The organism is Dactylosporangium cerinum, assembly GCF_042653625.1.
Taxonomy (GTDB): domain Bacteria; phylum Actinomycetota; class Actinomycetes; order Mycobacteriales; family Micromonosporaceae; genus Dactylosporangium; species Dactylosporangium cerinum.
Genome location: NZ_JBHSIU010000127.1, coordinates 1 through 18,078, shown reverse-complemented (window position 1 = coordinate 18,078; position 18,078 = coordinate 1). Strand labels below are relative to the sequence as shown.

Genomic DNA, 18,078 nt, shown 5'->3' with positions numbered 1-18,078 from the left:
ATCCACCCGACCACGACCCCAGCACGGTCGTCGCGATCAACAAGCCGATCCGGCGACGCCGCGTCCTGAGCGGCGTCATCAACGAGTACCACCGAGCTGCCTGATCCACCTGCAAATCCCCAGCTCACAGCCCGAAGCACAGTTTTGGCACCGTACAAGTAACCGGGACAGCGCGGCCAGCACCACCCGGTCCTCGGGCTGCAGGTCGGGGCGGTGGACCTGCCGGCGTAGTACCGCCACATGATGGCGCAACACGAGGAGTTCGACGTCTTTCGCGCCGCCGTCGCGGGCGAGCTGGGTGAGCATCTGCAGGATCTGGCGCAGGAGCAAGTACACCAGCGAAGCGGTCATGACCTCGATTGTGGCCGCTACCGCCGGGCAGACTCCACACAAAACCGCACGTCACAGCCACGAACCGAATTTACGAGCCCGACAGGGTCGTGGTCCGCGCGGTGCCGGCTGATGCGACGCAGCCGGCTTTGGTAACGCCGACGGGCCCTATTGCACTTCTTCAATAATGCTCCCCGCGTAACGGTCGGAGCGCGATGAAGTATGTCCATTTTATGGCCTTCAATATATATTGTGTAACGGTTCGTTTCTGCCGTGGTTTGTCGATGTCTCGATCTGGGACGCTCGCGTCGCCGGTGCCACAGCACCGGCTCGCACATCGGACAGTCCCGACGGAAGGAACACCGTGAGACTCGCTCGTCGCAAGGCACTGGCGGCCGCGTCTGCCGCGACGCTCGGTGCCGGCGCCCTGGTCGGTGCCGCGTTACCAGCGCTGGCATCGGCTGTAGGGCCGGAAAGCACCTATATCGTCCTCGCTCCGCAAGGACGGTCGACCGACAAGGCAGCCGCCCGGATCGCCGACGCCGGTGGCACGGTTGTCGCGAACTACACCCAGATCGGGGTGCTCGTCGCCCGGTCGACCAACCCGGCGTTCGAGACCGCGGTAGCCGGCTCCGGCGTGGACGCCGTTGCCTCCACCACTGGGCTCGGCACGGCACTGGAAGACAGCACGACCGTCGAGGCCGCCGACGTCACGGCACCGCAGGCGTCCGGTGACCCGACCGGCGAGCCGCTGTTCGGCCTGCAGTGGGACATGACCCAGATCGACGTGCCGCAGGCCCACGCGGTCACGACCGGCAGCTCCAACGTGATCGTCGGTGTCTTGGACAGCGGCATCTCCAGCACCCACCCGGACCTCGCCACGCAGATCGCCAAGGACAAGAGCGCCTCATGCCTCGGCGGTGTCGTCGACACGACCGAGGCCGCCTGGAACCCGACCACCTCGGACCACGGCACCCACGTCGCCGGCACGATCGCCGCGGCCATCAACGGTGTCGGTGTCGCCGGTGTCGCGCCCGGTGTGAAGGTCGCGTCCGTGAAGGTGGTGAACGACGACGGGTTCATCTACCCCGAGGCCGCGGTGTGCGGCTTCCTGTGGGCCGCCGACCACGGCATGCAGATCACGAACAACAGCTACTTCATCGACCCGTGGGAGTTCAACTGCCGTAACGACGAGCGGCAGCGCCCGGTCTGGATCGCCGTGCAACGCGCGATCCGCTACTCGCAGAACCAGGGTGTGCTCAACGTCGCCTCCGCCGGTAACTCCAACGTCGACCTTCAGCACAAGTTCGTCGACAGTGGCAGCCCCAACGACGGCAGCTACCCGGTCGAGGACCGCACCATCACCGGTGCCTGCCTGGACCTTCCGGCCGAGGCGCCCGGCGTGGTCACCGTCTCCGCGACCGGTCCGACCCGGATGAAGAGCTACTACTCCTCGTACGGTCAGGGCGTCGTCGACGTCACCGCACCCGGCGGCGACACCCGCTTCCGCAACCTCGGTACTCCGTCGACGCTGTCGGACGCCGTCCTGTCCACGACGTTCAACACGACGACAAAGACGAACGGCTGGGGCTACAAGCAGGGCACCTCGATGGCCGGTCCGCACGCGGCCGGTGTGGCCGCGTTGGCGCTGTCTGCCCACCCGAACCTGCAGCCCGCCGCGCTGGCGTCGTGGCTGGAGCGCACCGCCGAGGCGCTGCCCTGCCCGAGCGGCGTCTACAACCCGGTGCCGAAGCTGGTGGGGTTCGAGGCGACCTGCACCGGCGGTAACCGCAACGGCTTCTACGGTGCCGGTGAGGTCAACGCCTACAACGCCGTGCAGTAGACGGTCATGATGCACGCCGCCCGGCACGTGTGCTGGGCGGCGTGACGTTTTCGGGGCGGCTCCCCGCCCTTGAGGTGGTGCGTTCGATCATCGAGTTCAGCGGTCCTCCGCCGAGCCGTAGGTGCCCCGGCGGCCCGCAACCGCCGCGACGATAGCGTCCAGCCGGTCTGCGTGCGCTCCGCGCCAGTAGATGCGCCCGCACGCCCGGCAGCGGGCGAATTCCGAGTACGAGCGGCGGGTACCCGGTGCAAGCAGGTGCTCCACCTCCCGCTTCGCAACCGGTTCGAGGATGCCGTTGCAGGCGGGACACCGTGACCACGGCACCAGCGGGGGATCGAAGCGGCCCAGCACATCCAGCAACTGCTCGTCGGCACGACTGCCGCGCACGTACGCGCCGGCAGCCAACGCGCGACGCCGCAGGAGGCCGCGATCCTGGGTGAGCACGATGCGCCCCTCTGCAGCCGACTGCGCTGCCAGTTCGGCGTCCGCGGCATCGTTGCGGTAGGCCACGTCGAGGCCGAGCAGGCGCATCCGGCGAGCCAGCGTGCCGAGGTGCACGTCGAGGACGAAGCGCGGATCGGCAACCCGTTGGGGTCGAGACACCGGCAGGACATCGATCACGTCACCGTCGCCCGGCCGGGCCGACGGCCGGGCCGGCTGCCCATTGACGCACAATTCGCCGATCTCGGTACGCGGTACGCCCAGCGACTCGACCACGTGCCGCAGGTTGGAAACGCCGTCCACGGGCACCGTCACGTCGCCGTGGCGGTGACGCACGGGTAGCAGGAACCGCAGGGGTTCGGCCACCCGGACCCGCACGGTCGACCGACGCATCCAACCATCGTAGTTACGTCAGGCGTCTCGAACATGCGGGTTTTTGCGTCGTCAGGCAGGTCCGGGGTCGTTAACGGACCCTGAAGCGGGTAAGGACACGCGTATGAGCGGGAGGCAACAGCCGGCCACGGCAGCTGGCTATCTGCCGATCGCCGAACACGGTCTGATCGGCAACCTGCGCACGGTGGCCCTGGTGGGCACCGACGGCACCATCGACTGGTACTGCTGTCCGTCCTTCGACGCCCCGAGCGTGTTCGCCTCGATCCTCGACGCCGACCGGGGCGGGTCGTTCGAGCTGGCCGCCGACGCGCCGGCGAAGACCAAGCAGTTCTACTTCCCCGACACCAACGTGCTGATCACCCGGTTCTTCACCGAGGACGGCGTGGGTGAGATCCAGGACTTCATGCCGGTCTCCGGCGAGACCGGTCGCCACCGCCTGATCCGGCGCGTCGTGTGCGTGCGCGGCTCGATTCCGTTCCGGGCGCGGGTGGCCCCCCGGTTCGACTACGCCAGACAGCCACACACCGTCCGGCGACACGCCGACCAGACACTCTTCGAGTCCGCGGACCTGACGCTCGCGCTGACCGCCACGGTGCAGGTCGAACACGACAGCGTGGACGTGACGGCATCCTTCAAGCTCCTGGAGGGGGAGTCCGCGGTGTTCGCGCTCGACCGGGTCGGCGACGACGTCGCGCCCCGCGGGTGTCCGCACGCCGAGGCCGAGCAGGAGTTCATCAGCACCGTGGCGTACTGGCGACGGTGGCTGTCCGCCTCCCGCTACCGCGGCCGGTGGCGCGAGACAGTGCACCGCTCGGCGCTGACCCTCAAGCTGCTCACCTACGCACCGACCGGCGCGATCGTGGCCGCGCCGACGACCAGCCTGCCCGAGCAGATCGGCGGCGAACGCAACTGGGACTACCGGTATGTGTGGATCCGCGACGCCGCCTTCTGCGTCTACGCGTTGTTGCGACTGGGCTTCACCGGCGAGGCCGAGGCCTTCATGAGGTTCCTGGCCGATCGCGTCACCCGGCACGGCAATGGTTGTTCGTCCGGGCCGCTGCAGGTCATGTACGGCATTGACGGACGCACCGGGCTCACCGAATGCGAACTGGACCACCTGGAGGGATACCGGGGCTCCACCCCGGTACGCATCGGAAACGCCGCCGCCCAGCAGCTCCAGCTCGACATCTACGGAGCATTGATCGACTCGGTGTACCTCTACGACAAGTGGGGACAGCCCATCTCCAGCGACCACTGGGACGCGGTCTGCGCCCTGGTGGACTGGGTCTGCGACCACTGGAACCAACCGGACGAGGGCATCTGGGAAACCCGCGGAGGGCGGAAGAACTTCCTGTACTCACGGCTGATGTGCTGGGTGGCGATCGAACGGGCCATACGAATGGCCAACCACCACGGCCTACCGGCCAACATGCCGCACTGGGCGCAGACCCGGGACGGGATCTACCGGAAGATCATGCGCCGCGGCTGGTCTCCCGCCCGGCAGGCGTTCGTCCAGCACGAGGACGACGACGTGCTCGACGCCGCCGTCCTGATGATGCCGCTGACCAAATTCATCTCCCCCACCGACCCGAAATGGCTCGCCACCCTCGACGCACTCACCGCAGACCTGGTCTCCGACTCGCTGGTGTACCGCTACGACCCCGCCGCCAGCCCGGACGGCCTACGAGGAGCGGAGGGCACCTTCTCGATCTGCTCGTTCTGGTACGTCGAAGCGCTCACCCGTGCCGGGCGACTCGACGAGGCACGGCTGGCCTTCGAGAAGATGCTCACCTACGCCAACCATCTGGGCCTGTACGCCGAGCAGGTCGGCCACACCGGCGAACAACAGGGCAACTTTCCACAGGCCTTCACCCACTTTGCGTTGATCAGCGCCGCGTTCAACCTTGACCGCGCCCTCGGCTGATACGCCGTTCACGCGAGCGCGTAGACCCGGCGGGCGGTGCCGGCGCACACCCGCTCGGCGAGCCGCGCCGCATCTGCCGTGCCGATCGCGTTGTCGGCCCGCCAGGCGTCCAACATACGGCGCAAGCTGTGCCGGAACTGCGCGGCGCCGATGAGGTACAGCTCGGGCAGCCGGTACGCGTCGGTGGAGTGATCTGGAGGTGCTTTCACCCCTGCCGAGAGGACTGCTCATGTCCATCGCCATGCCGACCGCAACCGTCGAAGGCATCCAGCTGACCGTCACCCCGTTCCGCAGCGACGCGGTGATCGGAACGATCGGACTGCCCACACTTCTGCAGCTCGTCCCATCGCCGAAGCGGGAGGAGGACCAGCGGGCGCTGAAGTATTCGCCCGGGACGCTGCGCCGCCACGCAGAGATTCGCGCCTTGGTGCGGCGCTGTAGGTGCCGAAATCTCGTCCGGGCAGGTCAAGCGGCATGTCGGTATTCGTGGAGGATGCCGCCGAGTCGGTCGCGTCGTCGGATGTCGAGGTGGGCGAGTCGGTCAGGTTCGGTGATCGGTTGGGGGAGTGGCGCAGGGGTGCCGCGGCGTGGAGCGCACGGTGGGATCGGTGTTGGTTGTAGAAGGTCTCGTACTCGCGGAGTGCGTGGAGAAGCTGGGCTTGGTTCACGATCAGGGTCCGGTTGAGGAGTTCGGCTCTGCATGAGCGCACCCACCGTTCCATGATTGCGTTCATGCGTGGTACGCGGATGCCGGTCTTCACGATGTCGATGCCTTCGTCGTTGAAGACTGCGTCGAAGGCGGTCGTGTATTTGCGGTCGCGGGTCAGGTACTTCACCGTGGCCGTGGCGCCGGTGTCCTGGAGGTCCATGACCAGGTTCCTGGCCAGTTGTGTGGTCCAGACTGCGGTGGGGTGGGCGGTGGCGCCGAGGACGCGGACGCGGCGGGTGGCGTGCTCGATGACGGCGAAGACGTATAGCCGTGCTCCGGTGAGTGTTCGGGTTTCGAAGAAGTCGGCGGCGAGGATCGCGTGTGCTTGGCCGCGGAGGAAGGTGGCCCAGGTCTGGCGGTCACGTTGGGGTGCGGGTTCGATCCCGTTGCGCCGCAGGATCTCCCAGACCGTGGAAGGGGCGATCTTGATTGCCGGCATGGCCGGTTCGCCGTGGATGCGTCGGTAGCCCCAGCTCGGGTTTTCCCGGGCCAGGCGCAGGATGAGGGCCTGGATGCTGCGATCGGTGGGCGGTCGGCCGGCCCGTTTCGGGCGGGATGCCTTGGCGTGGTGACGTCGTAGGAGGTCGCGGTGCCAGCGTAGGACGGTGTCGGGGGAGACGATCAGGTGCAGTTGCCGCAGTGTCGGCTTTGGCAGTCGGTGCAGGAGGGCCGCGAGGAAGGCCCGGTCGGGCGGGGTGAGGCGAGGTTTGTCGATCTGGCGCTGCAGGACGACGAGCTGGTGGCGCAGCGCAAGAATCTCGACGTTCTTGTCCACATCGCTCATCGGCAGCAGCCGGATGAAGGCGAACACGCTCGTGAGCGCCAGGTAGGGCAGTCTCAGCAGCACAAGGGATCATCCTGGCGTATCCGTATCTCAGCCTCTACCTGCGTCCGGGAACCGGCAGGTCACAGCCCATGGATGGAGTTTTCGGCACCCACAGGGTCGACGACCTGTGAAGGGGCAGATTCTCGCCGAAGCGGTGACACTGCCGGTAGCCGGACGGCGCCGGTGACCGCGCCCGTCTGGCCGGCTCCTCGCGTAACCGGATCCTGACCAACACATGCCCGGCTTCGGCGACTCGCGGTGCACGGTCGTGCCGATGAGCCCGTACGGGATGGGTGGCCCTCGAGTCGGTGGACAAGGGCACGTGTCCGATATCCGTCGCGCCCAGTTTCCGTTGGGCGAATCCGGCCCGGCGCCCGTGTTGCCGGACGACAGTCCTTCCCCGCATCCCGTCCGAGGAGCACACGTGAAGGCACATCTCTTGGCAGCCCTGGCCCTGACCGCCTCCGCCGCGATCAGCATCACCATGGCCGGTCCGGCCCAAGCAGTCGACGCCGGAGGTCCGGTCATCGTCGACCGGTCCACATCGTGGAACAGCGACGATTACAAGACCAAAGAGGCGTACTGCCCGGACAACACCTACGTGATCGGCACCGGCGCGTTCGGTGCCGGCACCGACAACATGGTCGACGACCTGATCCCGTTCTCCGGCCACGTCTACGGCAAGTTGTGGGAGGACGAGAACGGCACGAACGCGAATTCGCAGTTGACAGTGCGCGCGGTCTGCGCCGACGTCGACGGCTACGAGATCGTCTCCGGCACAAGCCCCGACGATTCGGTGTCCCCCAAGAGCGCGGTCGCGCACTGCTCGAACAGCTCCTTGGATCTGCTCGGCACCGGCTTCGAAGTCCGCGACGGTTTCGGTCAGGTGACGGTGACGAAGGTCGTGCCGTACGCGGACGACGCACCCTCCACCGACAGCGTGACCGTGACCGCCCACGAGGATGACACATCGATCGGCACCAACTGGACGATCACCGCGTACGCGATCTGCGGGTATGCGGCCGGTCCGACCACCATCGAGTCCAGCAACACCTCGTACAGCACTGCCAGCCCCAAGGGCAAGAGCCAGACCTGCCCGGTGGACCGGTTCAACACCGGTGCCGGCGCGGCCACCTCCAACGCCACCGTCGGCAATATCCACCTGAGCCCGTTCATGCCGGGCAGTCATTACGGCGTGGAAGATCTCATGAACGCCACCGCTTACACAGATGACGACGGCACCAACCCCAGCACAGCCTGGTACCTCACGCTGCACGCAATCTGCGTCCTGCTGTAAACGCTGACCGGCACCAGCGGACGAACTGGTGCCGATCCGGCGGTCCGGCCGGCGATTGAGCTTCATGTCGAGGCCGACGCGGCGGGACTTGCACCCGCGCCCTCCGGGTTGACAGCCCGGTACTCTGCTGCCGAGCTCCACGTCGTGGCGATCCCGACCATACAAGCCTGGTGCTCTCCCGGTCGTCCCGTTTTCGCTCCCGTATCGCTCAGCGGGAGGGTGTGCGTATGCGAATCCGTCGGCAGTGGTGCAGGCTCCGGCACGCCCTCAGCCAGGACGACTTCTATTCTTCACCGGTGAACGTCAACCAGTACGCCTACTTCGCGCTGTTCAGCCGCAACACCTCGGCGACCGCGATGGCAGCCATCCTCGGACTCGAGCCCGACGAAACCACCGTCCGCGGCAGTCGCTGGACAGAACCCAACGTCATCCCGGCCCGACACTGCTGGAAGATCGTCTGCCGCGAACCGGGGCTATGCGTTGACGAGCAGGTCGCCCGCGTCATCGAACGGCTCGTGCCACACACCGCGGCGATCGCCGCTCCGGCCAGCCGCTTGGACACCGAGGGCGAAGGATCTGGCGCCGTCCTGGAGGTCGTGCGCTACTTCAACGACCAGGAGGCCGAGCAGCACGATCGCAGCGATGCCGCCGGTGGGACCCCGAACCTGTTCGGTTGGCATCTCGACCGTGAGGTTCTCGACTTCCTCCAGGCCACCGGAGCGGTCCTGGACGTCGACGAATACGACATGACCCCCGACTATGCCGACGACTGAACCTCAAACCGCCATCGGGCCAACCAACTCACGGAGACCCTCGGCATAGTCGCGGTCTCGGCATAGGTCGATGCAAAGGAGGTCGACGCGGCCGTAGTGGGCGATGGTCTTGGCGAGCATCTTGTCGTCGGCCGCCTCAACGAGCTCGTTGACGAGTTTGGTCGCCAGCACGTAGCGGACCCGGTAGCCGGCCATCGCGGCTTCGGTGCCCAACGCGATGAGGAGGTGGCTCTTGCCGGTGCCGGAGTCGCCGATCAGGCAGAGCGGCATGCCCTTCTTGACCCAATCGCAGGTGGCGAGGGTGTGGATCACGGCAGGGTCGACGGTGCCGTTGGCCTCGAAGTCGAACGCGCGCAGGCTCTTGTCGCGTGGGAAGGCGGCGGCTTGGCGCTGTTGCATTGAGCCTTCGCGTTGATCAAGAGCCGAAGAATCTTTACGACGATCGCCAGCGGGACGACAACTGACTCCGTACGGCATGTTTCTGGTGACCGTTATGCAGCAATTTGTCCAGCCAGCCGTTGAGGTACGCAAGGCCATGATCGTCCGCGCGCCACAGTTTCTACGGCAACTGATCTTGATGAACGCTCAATGCAACAGCGCCAGCTCGACGGCTCCGGCACGTCCGCGACCCGTCGGGTCGCGGGCGGACCCGGGCCCTCGATCATCGACCTCCCGCAGCCCCGGCTGCTGGCGCCTGACCCTCACCTGGACGGACCACACCGACACCATGGACCTGATCTACCGCTGACGACGACCGATCGCTCCGGTGACTGCTCGCCTGCGGCCACCTGCCTGAACCGCCATCGCAAAAGTGAACCGGTCGGCCAGGCTGTGGCGACCGGATACCCGAGAACATGAGCTGCTCAGCGGCCGTCTACTGACGTTGTCCAGCCCCTGCTCCCTGCCTGGGGGTTCATATGTCGCGTTTCCGCCGCTTCGCGTTGTCTTCGGTTCTGGCCCTGGGGCTCGCCGTCCCCATCGCCGGCGCCGTCATCACGTCCGGACGTCCCGCGGCGGCCGCGACCAGCCTGCCCGCGGGCTTCTCCGAACAGGTGGTCTTCGCCGGGCTGGTGCACCCAACGAAGGTGGTGTTCTCCCCGGACGGGCGCGTGTTCGTCGCCGAGAAGAGCGGCGTGATCAAGGTCTTCGACAGCCTCTCGAGCACCACCGCGCACGTCTTCGCCGACCTCAGCGCCGAGGTGCACGACTACGAGGACGAGGGGCTGCTGGGGCTGGCGCTGCCGCCCAACTTCCCGACCAGCCCGTACGTCTACGTGGCCTACACCTACGACGCGCTGATCGGCGGTACCCCACCGACGTATGGCGACGCGTGCCCGACGACGGCGACCGGCTGCCCGGTCAGCGGGCGGATCTCGCGGCTGCAGGCCAGCGGCAATGCGATGGTCGGTACCGAGCAGGTGCTCATCAACGACTGGTGCACCCAGTTCGAGACGCACTCGATGGGCGACCTCGCGTTCGGCGCGGACGGCGCGCTGTACGCCTCGGGCGGCGACGGCGGGAGCGCCTCGTTCGCCGACTGGGGGCAGGCGGGCAACCCGGTCAACCCGTGCGGCGATCCTCCGGGCGGCGTCGGCGGCGCGATGAACCCGCCCAGCGCGGAGGGCGGCGCGCTGCGCTCGCAGCGGGGCGTGCGTGACACGAGCAACGCGGCGCCGCTCAACGGCACGATCATCCGCATCGACCCGGCCACCGGTGCCGCTATGCCCGACAACCCGCTGTACAACACGACCACCGACGCCAACCGCCGGCGCATCGTCGCATACGGGCTGCGCAACCCGTACCGCTGGACGTTCCGCCCGGGTACCAGCGAGATCTGGATCGGCGACGTCGGCTGGCGCAACTGGGAGGAGATCGACCGGCTGGTCAACCCGCTGGCCACGCCGCTGACGAACTTCGGATGGCCCTGCTACGAGGGCGTCGGCCAGCAGCCGGGCTACAAGAACGCGAATCTATCGCTGTGCAACAGCCTGTACACGGCCGGTACCGCGACCCCGCCGGTGTACCAGTACGCGCACGTCGACCACGTGGTGTCCGGCGACGCCTGCCCGACCGGTGGCTCCAGCCCGACCGGCGTGGCGTTCTACCCGACGAGCGGCGGCACCTACCCGTCGCAGTACGCGGGCGCGCTGTTCTGGGCGGATTACTCGCGCCAGTGCATCTACGCGATGCTGCCCGGCGCCGGCGGCGTGCCCGACCCGGCGAACATCGTGACGTTCGCGCCGGGCGCGGCCACCCCAGTCGACCTGGTCATCGGCCCGGGCAACGACCTGTACTACGCCGACATCAACGGCGGGACCATCCGGCGCATCCGCTACAGCGCCGCCAACCAGCCGCCGACCGCGGCGATCTCGGCCGACGTGACCTCCGGTGGACCGCCGCTCGCGGTGACGTTCAGCTCCGCGGGCAGCACCGACCCGAACCCCGGCGACGTGCTCACCTACCAGTGGGACTTCACCAACGACGGCACCTTCGACGCGACCGGCGCCACCGCGAGCTTCACGTACACGACCGCGGGCGTCTATGCGGCCAGGCTGCGCGTCACCGACGCGGGCGGCCTGTTCGACGAGAAGACGCTGCAGATCCTCGTCGGGGTGTCGGCGCCGACGCCGGTTATCGACACCCCGTCGAGCAGTCTCACCTGGGCGACCGGCGACAACATCACGTTCACCGGCCACGCGACCGACCAGCAGGACGGCACGTTGCCGGCCAGCGCGCTGAAGTGGGACCTGACGCTGCAGCACTGCACCACCGGCGGCACGTGCCACCAGCACTTCCTGATCCAGAGCCAGGCCGGCGCGTCGGGCACGTTCCAGGCACCCGACCACGACTATCCGTCGTACCTGACGCTGACGCTGACCGCGACGAACAGCCGCAACCTGAACAGCAGTACCACGATCTCGCTGTACCCGGCGACATCGGTGATGACGTTCGGCACCAGCCCGAGCGGGCTGCAGCTCACCGTCGGCTCGACGAGCGCGGTCACGCCGTTCAGCCGCACGGTCATCCAGAAGTCCAGCCAGTCCGTGGCGGCGCCGACGCCGCAGACGGTGAACGGCTCCAGCTACGCCTTCACCGCCTGGTCCGACGGCGGCGCGGCGGCACACGTGATCCCCGCGCCCACCACGAACGCGTCGTACACGGCGACCTACACGCAGACCGGCGGCGGCGTGTGCTCCGACTCGTACGGCTACGTCTGCTCGACGACCGCGCGCGCATTCACGCCGGCCGACACCACCGTGCTGCCGCTGGCCGGTGACGACGCGACCACACAGGTCAGCCTGCCGTTCCAGATCAGGCTGTACGGGCAGAGCTACTCGACGGCGTGGGTCGACACGAACGGCGTCGTGAGCATGGTCAACCCCAACGGCTACCATGCGGCCAACGGCAACCTCCCTACGGCCGCGCTGCCGAACGCTGCGGTATACCCGTTCTGGGCCGACCTCGTCGTCGACGGCTCCGCGTCGGTGCGCACGACCACCACCGGCACGGCGCCGAACCGGCAGTTCGTCATCGAATGGCGCAACGTGTACATCTACGGCAACACGTCGCGCCGGCTCACGTTCGAGGCGATCCTGTCGGAGACCGGCGACGTCATCACCAACTACACGAACCTGGACAACGACTTCGAGCGCGGCAGCGTCGCCACCGTCGGCATCGAGAACGCGGACGGCAGCGTCGGCCTGCCGTACTCGGTCAACACGCCCAAGCTGCAGTCCGGCACGGCGGTGGTGTTCACCGCACCCGGCGGCGCTCCGCCTCCGCCACCGCCGCCGCCGACCACCGGCTCGATCTCGGGCACCGTGTCGGTGTCTGGAGGCGGTGCCGTCTCGGGCGCGACCGTGACGCTCAACCCGGGCAACCTGTCGACGACGACCAGCGGCACGGGCACGTACTCGTTCACCGGCCTCGCCGACGGCACGTACACGGTCGCGGCGACCTACAACGGGCAGTCGGCCTCCGCGTCGGTGACGGTCAGCAACGGCGGCGCGGCGACCGCGAACCTCACCGTGCCGGCGGCGCCGCCGCCCCCGCCGCCGCCCCCGCCGACCGGCAACTACACCATGTCGACGCTGTCGACGGCGTTCGTGCCGGCCAACGACACCGCGCTGTCGCTGACCGGGGACGACAACATCCAGCAGATCACGCTGCCCGTTCCCGTGACGTTGTACGGCGTGCAGTACACGACGGCCTGGGTCGACACCAACGGAAAGATCTCGTTCGTCAACCCGGGAACGGCGTACGTCGAGCACGGGGCGATCCCGTCGGCGGCGGCGCCGAACGCCGCGGTCTATCCGTTCTGGTCGGACCTGGTCGTCGACGGCCAGGCATCGGTTCGGACCGCGGTGGTCAACGGCTCGTTCGTGATCGAGTGGCGCAATGCGTACATCTACGGCAACACGTCGCGGAGGCTCACGTTCTCGGCGGTGTTCGCCACCGACGGTACGATCACGCTGCACTACCAGAGCCTGGACAACGCGGCCGAAAAGGGTTCCGTCGCCACCGTCGGGGTCGAGAACGCGACCGGGACGCTCGCCGCGCAATACTCCTACAACCAGGCCACGCTCGTGGCGGGCACCGCGATCCGCTTCACCCCCACGTGACCGTGACCCGGCGAATATGGGCTGCCGTCTGCTGAGCCGATCTACCAAGATTGGCCCATGCAGACAGAGCCATTCGCTGTCCACTGTGGACGGTTTCGCACCGCTGGAGCTGTCCCCGGACCGGTGAACATGGCTCGCCATGGTGCAGACTCTTTGTATGGAACGTTGTGCTTGCCGAAAACGTCATCCACCCTGGTCCATACCAGGCCATTAGCGATCTTGACCCGTTCAACTGCGGCCGCCTTCACGCATGGCAACGCCCATTGCGGGATAATGGCCCGTCGTGTTGCTACGACTGGCATACCTCGGCGTGACGAACACGCTCACGATCCTGCGGCTGCTGCCGATGAGCGACCGGGACAAGGACGCCGAGATCCTCGCCCTACGCCACCAGCTCATGGTGCTGCAACGCCAACTGGGCAAGGAGAGGGTGCGGTTCGACCCGGCCGATCGTGCGTTCCTGGCAGCGCTGCTGCACCGACTGCCAATGGATGTGCTGCACGGGCTGCGGTTACTCGTCCGCCCCGACACCGTGCTGCGCTGGCATCGCGACCTCGTCGCCCGTCGCCATGCGGCCGCCTCCCGGCCCAAGCGCCCTGGCCGGCCGCGCACGCTACGGTCCGTCCGCGTCCTGGTGCTCCGCCTGGCGAGGGAAAACCCCAGCTGGGGCTACCGCCGTCTCCACGGCGAACTGCTCGTGCTCGGAGTCGAGGTCGCCGCGTCCACGGTCTGGGAGATCCTCCACGAGGCCGGGATCGATCCGGCACCCGAACGATCCGCCAGTACCTGGGCGGACTTCCTGCGGTCGCAGGCCGACGCCCTGCTGGCATGCGATTTCCTGGAAACGATCACGTTGAGCGGGACACGAATGTACGTCCTCGCCGTGATCGAGCACGCCAGCCGCCGGATCCGAGTCCTCGGCGCCACCGCCCATCCGACCGCCTCCTGGGTGGCGCAGGTCGCGAGAAACCTCGCCATGGACCTCGATGACGCCGGATCCAAAGCCAGATATTTGATCCGCGACCGGGACGGCAAGTTCCCCGAGCTGTTCGACGCCGTGCTCACCGACGCTGGTATCAAGGTCGTGCTCAGCGGCATCCAGACACCCCGCATGAACTCGATCATGGAACGCTGGGTACGGACCTGCCGCCACGAACTGCTGGACCGGACGCTGATCTGGAACCAGCGACACCTCTTGCACGCGCTGCACGAATTCGAACACTTCTACAACGGCCATCGACCGCATCAGGGCCTCGCCAACGCGCGACCGCTGCACCCACTGCCCACACCGATCGCTTATCCGGACCAGATAGCCAGGCTCCGCGTCCGACGACACGATCGCCTCGGCGGCATCCTCCACGAATACAAACACGCCGCTTGACCTGCCCGGATGAGGTTTTCGGCAAGCACAAGTCCACGTGCTCGAGACCACGGACCATCACCCGTTCTGGTCAGATACGACGAATAACTGGGTCGACGCAGCGAAACTGACGCCCGGTGATCGCCTCCGCGCCGCCGACCACCGCACAATGATTGTGCTTAAGGTCTACAGTCGCATCCAAGCAAAGCTGATGCGCGACCTTACCGTCGCAGCAGTCCACACGTACTACGTGATTGCCGGCGAATCGTCGATTCTGGTCCACAACTGCGACAATGACGACCATAGAAGAGCGTCGCAAAACATCGCCGATGTTAAGAAACCAAAATCTCGGCAACTGGGTGGCGTGCTGCACATTGAAACGGCAAATGGAACGAGGACATTCGATCTTAGAACGGACAGGCTACACCCGGCCGTCAGTGCGTTGATTAATCGGTTCGCCGACCGCCTTACAAGCGAAGAGGGTAAATGGTTCGGATCTCACCTGGAGATTCAAGCGGCGTTCCTAATGCGGAGGTTCGCACTTCCGGGTTCGACAGGCCGATTGATGATGACTTTCCCCTCGGATTGGAGGCAAATCTGCATCGATTGCCGTGGCGCCGCCTCGACAATTCTCCGTCCCGGTATGATACTCAACGTGCGCACAGCGTTGAACGGAAACTACGTCAGATTCGGCACTATCCGGGGCTGAGGTTGACGCCGAAGTTGTTTTCGAAATCGCGCGGAGTGCCACCGCATCCCCGCGCACCGCAGGTGTTCGGCGTGTGTCAGAATATTATGATGGTTGAGGATCCATCTGAACTGCGCAATATCATCGACGAAACGGACTGGCTCGCACTCAAAGGTAGCTCCAAATCACTGTTCGACCTTGATACGCCCGACATGCTCCGAGGGCTGGTGTCAAGTGACGTGCGGGAGGTTGAGATGGGGCTTTCGCACCTCGTGTTCGGCCTCGGTGACGGCGTGAACGTGATGCCGGCGACGGTGCCAGCCGTTCGATACGTGCTTGCGCTCTTGCCACGCATACCGGGCGAGACTGCAATGCGACCGAGGGTCAGTGGCATTCGCAAGCCCCTACGGGCACACCTGTTGGAGTGGCTGGGGGACACGGCTGACGCAGTGAGCGACGACAGTGAGCGCCGGTTCGTCGACCTGGCTGGCTTCTCGCCGCTGAAGTATCCAGCATCGCCCTGGCATAAGGTTCGGCAGCTTCGTCCGCAGATTTTCGAGGTGGTCTCCGCCTTCCTCGAGGACCAGGACCCTGTTACGAGGAGGGAAGCCATCGCCGCCGCCGTCGTTCTCGTGCGAGGCACCGAACTTGCGGCGCACCGCGATGCTGTCGCCGTGTCCACCCAAGCGTTTCTGGACGCATCACCGGATCCCGCCCAGAGGAACTGGGCAACGAGCGCCCTTGAGGAATTGCGGCGGCCTCGGCCTTCGGAGGCAGAACAGTGAGCCACGTCCAACTCGATCGTGCTGGTCAGATGGGCTGCCGCCGATAGGGACGGACCGGTGTTGATGTGGGGAGAGGAACCCGGTAGACAGCAATCGACCAAGGACGCTGTCCTCCCATGGAGCCTCTCGATGCTGTCCTACCCATCGGCGATCTCGTTGTTCAGCCAGAGCCCCAACCACCTCACAGGCCTGATCCGCGGCATCGACGGGGCGCTGCGGTCCAGGTGGCGGCGCCTCTTCCCGGACCGCCAGGCCCTCCTGGTGCTGGCTCACCTACGCGACGGTTACACCTTCGCCCAACCGTCACCCGTCGACGCGACTGGGAACAGGCCATGGCCGCCGCACACGAGCAGTACACCCAGGCGCACTTGGCCCGGGTTCTTGGACCGGCAGCTGAAGCACTGGCGCCGCGCCCAGCAGATCCGCGCCTATGCCGCCGCGGTCTTGGCCGCCCTGCCCAGCGGTGCCGGCGCTGATGGCGGTGCGTCCGCTGCTCCCGGCATGGCGGCGTTAGCGATTTCCGACGGCTCGGCGTCGCAGTCGGCACCGCTTGGAGGCCTGCTCAGGTTCCTGGCCGAGCCGACGGTCGCGGTGGGCCCAGCGACGAGGACGAGAACGGTGAGGTCGCCGGAGGGACCGTACCGCGCTGAGGCTGAGCGCCGTCGGCGCCAGTGTCGCACCGTTGACCGCCGTCAGCGGTGCCGGTTCTGTAGCGGCGCGGCGCGGAGCAGGTCGAGCCCAGTCGAATGCCAACTGCGCCAAGACCGAGGCCCGCCTCGGGGTGCCGCGACCACCTCGCCCCAGGCATTGCTGCGAGAACCCGGGATCCGCGAGGGACGGTCGAGGACGGCTTCGGCGAAGTCGCCGACAGCGGCCTTGCCCAACGGTAGACCGTGAGCTCTTCGCGCAGGCCGGCGTTCCGACGCTCGCCGGCCATGTCGACATACACGAGCGTGCCGTCGGTGCCTGGCGGGCCAGATAGACTCTGGGCAGCTTCGGTGCGACGAGCGACGAGCGACGAGCGACGAGCGACGAGCGACGAGCACAGCGTCGTGGCACGGCAGGCACGCCCACCATGAGCCAGTTCCCGAGAGTGTCAGTCGGGGTCGGTCACCGGCCCAGCATCCGACACCCAGCCGCCGTCGGCCAGTGCCGCACCATAACGCCGCCGTAGCCCTGGTTATGGTGTGTCGGCGGCTGCCGTTGACCACCGACGAAAGCTATTCCAGCCTCATGGTCGATCACGGCCCCGACGTCACTGGTGAGGTCTTCTTCTGGGACCACGTGCACACACGAGACCAACTTGCCCAGTCATGGCCGAATCTGACCAGTGAGGTCGACGACCTGGTCAGATTCGGCCACCGGTGGCCGAACGGCCGGCACCGGGGTCCCCGACCGGCAGCAGGTAAACACCGCTCCCTCAAAGCGGGGGGAGCTCACTGACGCGGCCCATGCGGAGTTGCGCTGCCGCAGAATTCGTTGGCGGTGGGTGTGGAATGATTCGTGTTCGAATGAACTGCGGGTGATCAGCGATTCGGCAGCGCTTGGATGCCGGAAGCAGCTACCGGACGTAAGTGTGGAAGGGCGGAGTATGGCTCGACGCGTAATCCAGGAGCTGATCGATGACATCGACGGCAAGCCAGCCGATGAGAGCGTTACCTTCAGCCTCGACGGAATGCAGTACGAGATCGACCTGTCCGGCAAGAACGCCGACGCGCTCCGTGCTGCGCTCGCCCCGTATCTCGCGGCAGGCACGAAGGTTGGCCGTGGCGGCATTGTGCCCGGCGGCTCTCGTGGACGCAGCGCCCAGCCCGCTGCCACCGGCCGTGGCAGCCGAGACCAGAATCGCGCGATTCGGGAATGGGCTGAGCAGCAGGGCATTGAAGTGTCAGAGCGCGGTCGGATCAAGCAGGACATCATCGACCGCTACCAAGCCGCAGGAGGCCGATAGGGGTTGGCGAGGCTGTGTCGTGTCGCAGCTGACCGCGCTGCCATGCCGTGGGATGCATCAGCGGGCCATCTGACTAGTTGAGTCGGCCTGGAGCGCGGTGTCAGTGTTGCCGCTGGTCCGTTTCTCCAGGCCGCTC

The 18,078-nt window shown here is 66.8% G+C and carries 14 protein-coding genes, 1 tRNA gene and 1 pseudogene; 10 read left to right on the top strand and 6 right to left on the bottom strand.

Annotated features, from left to right (window positions below; translation table 11 throughout):
• Positions 1 to 78 precede the first annotated feature (78 nt).
• Positions 79 to 351 (bottom strand): hypothetical protein, encoded by a 273-nt coding sequence (locus ACFPIJ_RS58135; protein WP_380128161.1) that lies wholly within the window; start codon positions 349 to 351, stop codon positions 79 to 81.
• A 343-nt stretch (positions 352 to 694) separates the two neighbouring features.
• Here ACFPIJ_RS58135 and ACFPIJ_RS58130 point away from each other — a divergent pair, with 343 nt between their 5' ends.
• A complete protein-coding gene (locus ACFPIJ_RS58130) occupies positions 695 to 2,173 on the top strand; it encodes a S8 family peptidase (RefSeq protein ID WP_380128160.1) in 1,479 nt (492 codons plus the stop codon).
• 96 nt (positions 2,174 to 2,269) lie between these two features.
• Here the strand turns inward: ACFPIJ_RS58130 and ACFPIJ_RS58125 are convergent, their stop codons facing one another.
• The gene (locus tag ACFPIJ_RS58125) at positions 2,270 to 3,007 is read right to left on the bottom strand and encodes a Mut7-C RNAse domain-containing protein (protein ID WP_380128159.1); all 738 of its coding nucleotides are present in this window, start codon (positions 3,005 to 3,007) and stop codon (positions 2,270 to 2,272) included.
• A 103-nt stretch (positions 3,008 to 3,110) separates the two neighbouring features.
• Here ACFPIJ_RS58125 and ACFPIJ_RS58120 point away from each other — a divergent pair, with 103 nt between their 5' ends.
• The gene (locus ACFPIJ_RS58120; RefSeq protein WP_380128158.1) at positions 3,111 to 4,931 is read left to right on the top strand and encodes a glycoside hydrolase family 15 protein; all 1,821 of its coding nucleotides are present in this window, start codon (positions 3,111 to 3,113) and stop codon (positions 4,929 to 4,931) included.
• Between the two features lie 8 nt (positions 4,932 to 4,939).
• On the opposite strand, the gene ACFPIJ_RS58115 is transcribed toward ACFPIJ_RS58120, so the two are convergent.
• Together ACFPIJ_RS58115 and ACFPIJ_RS58110 are read right to left on the bottom strand one after the other, a co-directional pair.
• Complete coding sequence (locus ACFPIJ_RS58115) at positions 4,940 to 5,140, bottom strand: hypothetical protein (RefSeq protein ID WP_380128157.1); 201 nt, start codon at positions 5,138 to 5,140, stop codon at positions 4,940 to 4,942.
• Positions 5,141 to 5,209: 69 nt separating this feature from the next.
• Positions 5,210 to 6,487 carry an integrase core domain-containing protein gene (locus ACFPIJ_RS58110; RefSeq protein ID WP_380128156.1) on the bottom strand — a complete coding sequence of 426 codons (1,278 nt, stop codon included), beginning with the start codon at positions 6,485 to 6,487 and terminating at the stop codon, positions 5,210 to 5,212.
• A 403-nt stretch (positions 6,488 to 6,890) separates the two neighbouring features.
• Here ACFPIJ_RS58110 and ACFPIJ_RS58105 point away from each other — a divergent pair, with 403 nt between their 5' ends.
• Positions 6,891 to 7,763: a hypothetical protein gene (locus ACFPIJ_RS58105; protein WP_380128155.1), complete on the top strand. Its 873-nt coding sequence runs from the start codon at positions 6,891 to 6,893 to the stop codon at positions 7,761 to 7,763.
• 73 nt (positions 7,764 to 7,836) lie between these two features.
• Here the strand turns inward: ACFPIJ_RS58105 and ACFPIJ_RS58100 are convergent.
• Positions 7,837 to 7,908: transfer RNA gene (locus ACFPIJ_RS58100), tRNA-Asp, on the bottom strand.
• Positions 7,909 to 7,990: 82 nt separating this feature from the next.
• Here ACFPIJ_RS58100 and ACFPIJ_RS58095 point away from each other — a divergent pair.
• On the top strand, positions 7,991 to 8,536 hold the full coding sequence (locus tag ACFPIJ_RS58095; protein WP_380128154.1) for a DUF4279 domain-containing protein: 546 nt from the start codon (positions 7,991 to 7,993) through the stop codon (positions 8,534 to 8,536).
• A gap of 3 nt (positions 8,537 to 8,539) precedes the next feature.
• Here the strand turns inward: ACFPIJ_RS58095 and ACFPIJ_RS58090 are convergent, their stop codons facing one another.
• On the bottom strand, positions 8,540 to 9,013 hold the full coding sequence (locus tag ACFPIJ_RS58090) for an ATP-binding protein (RefSeq protein WP_380128153.1): 474 nt from the start codon (positions 9,011 to 9,013) through the stop codon (positions 8,540 to 8,542).
• A gap of 440 nt (positions 9,014 to 9,453) precedes the next feature.
• Between ACFPIJ_RS58090 and ACFPIJ_RS58085 the strand changes: the two genes are divergently transcribed.
• The 6 genes and pseudogenes from ACFPIJ_RS58085 to ACFPIJ_RS58060 all read left to right on the top strand — a co-directional run bounded on the left by ACFPIJ_RS58085 (position 9,454) and on the right by ACFPIJ_RS58060 (position 17,942).
• On the top strand, positions 9,454 to 13,158 hold the full coding sequence (locus tag ACFPIJ_RS58085; protein WP_380128152.1) for a PQQ-dependent sugar dehydrogenase: 3,705 nt from the start codon (positions 9,454 to 9,456) through the stop codon (positions 13,156 to 13,158).
• 346 nt (positions 13,159 to 13,504) lie between these two features.
• On the top strand, positions 13,505 to 14,539 hold the full coding sequence (locus tag ACFPIJ_RS58080) for an integrase core domain-containing protein (protein WP_380128151.1): 1,035 nt from the start codon (positions 13,505 to 13,507) through the stop codon (positions 14,537 to 14,539).
• A 37-nt stretch (positions 14,540 to 14,576) separates the two neighbouring features.
• Positions 14,577 to 15,227 carry a polymorphic toxin-type HINT domain-containing protein gene (locus ACFPIJ_RS58075; protein ID WP_380128150.1) on the top strand — a complete coding sequence of 217 codons (651 nt, stop codon included), beginning with the start codon at positions 14,577 to 14,579 and terminating at the stop codon, positions 15,225 to 15,227.
• Positions 15,228 to 15,316: 89 nt separating this feature from the next.
• Positions 15,317 to 15,991, top strand: a complete 675-nt coding sequence (locus ACFPIJ_RS58070) for a hypothetical protein (protein ID WP_380128149.1) — start codon at positions 15,317 to 15,319, stop codon at positions 15,989 to 15,991.
• Between the two features lie 129 nt (positions 15,992 to 16,120).
• Positions 16,121 to 16,291 (top strand): annotated as a pseudogene (locus ACFPIJ_RS58065) (IS5/IS1182 family transposase); the annotation flags it as partial.
• A 1,291-nt stretch (positions 16,292 to 17,582) separates the two neighbouring features.
• The gene (locus ACFPIJ_RS58060) at positions 17,583 to 17,942 is read left to right on the top strand and encodes a histone-like nucleoid-structuring protein Lsr2 (RefSeq protein ID WP_380128148.1); all 360 of its coding nucleotides are present in this window, start codon (positions 17,583 to 17,585) and stop codon (positions 17,940 to 17,942) included.
• Positions 17,943 to 18,078: the final 136 nt, after the last annotated feature.

Excerpts from the sequence above, each read along its gene's own strand:
- ACFPIJ_RS58135 (WP_380128161.1), bottom strand. The coding sequence starts at position 351 with ATGACCGCTTCGCTGGTGTACTTGCTCCTGCGCCAGATCCTGCAGATG.
- ACFPIJ_RS58125 (WP_380128159.1), bottom strand. The coding sequence starts at position 3,007 with ATGCGTCGGTCGACCGTGCGGGTCCGGGTGGCCGAACCCCTGCGGTTC.
- ACFPIJ_RS58120 (WP_380128158.1), top strand. The coding sequence starts at position 3,111 with ATGAGCGGGAGGCAACAGCCGGCCACGGCAGCTGGCTATCTGCCGATC.
- ACFPIJ_RS58095 (WP_380128154.1), top strand. The coding sequence starts at position 7,991 with ATGCGAATCCGTCGGCAGTGGTGCAGGCTCCGGCACGCCCTCAGCCAG.
- ACFPIJ_RS58090 (WP_380128153.1), bottom strand. The coding sequence starts at position 9,013 with ATGCCGTACGGAGTCAGTTGTCGTCCCGCTGGCGATCGTCGTAAAGAT.
- ACFPIJ_RS58085 (WP_380128152.1), top strand. The coding sequence starts at position 9,454 with ATGTCGCGTTTCCGCCGCTTCGCGTTGTCTTCGGTTCTGGCCCTGGGG.
- ACFPIJ_RS58080 (WP_380128151.1), top strand. The coding sequence starts at position 13,505 with ATGAGCGACCGGGACAAGGACGCCGAGATCCTCGCCCTACGCCACCAG.
- ACFPIJ_RS58070 (WP_380128149.1), top strand. The coding sequence starts at position 15,317 with ATGGTTGAGGATCCATCTGAACTGCGCAATATCATCGACGAAACGGAC.
- ACFPIJ_RS58060 (WP_380128148.1), top strand. The coding sequence starts at position 17,583 with ATGGCTCGACGCGTAATCCAGGAGCTGATCGATGACATCGACGGCAAG.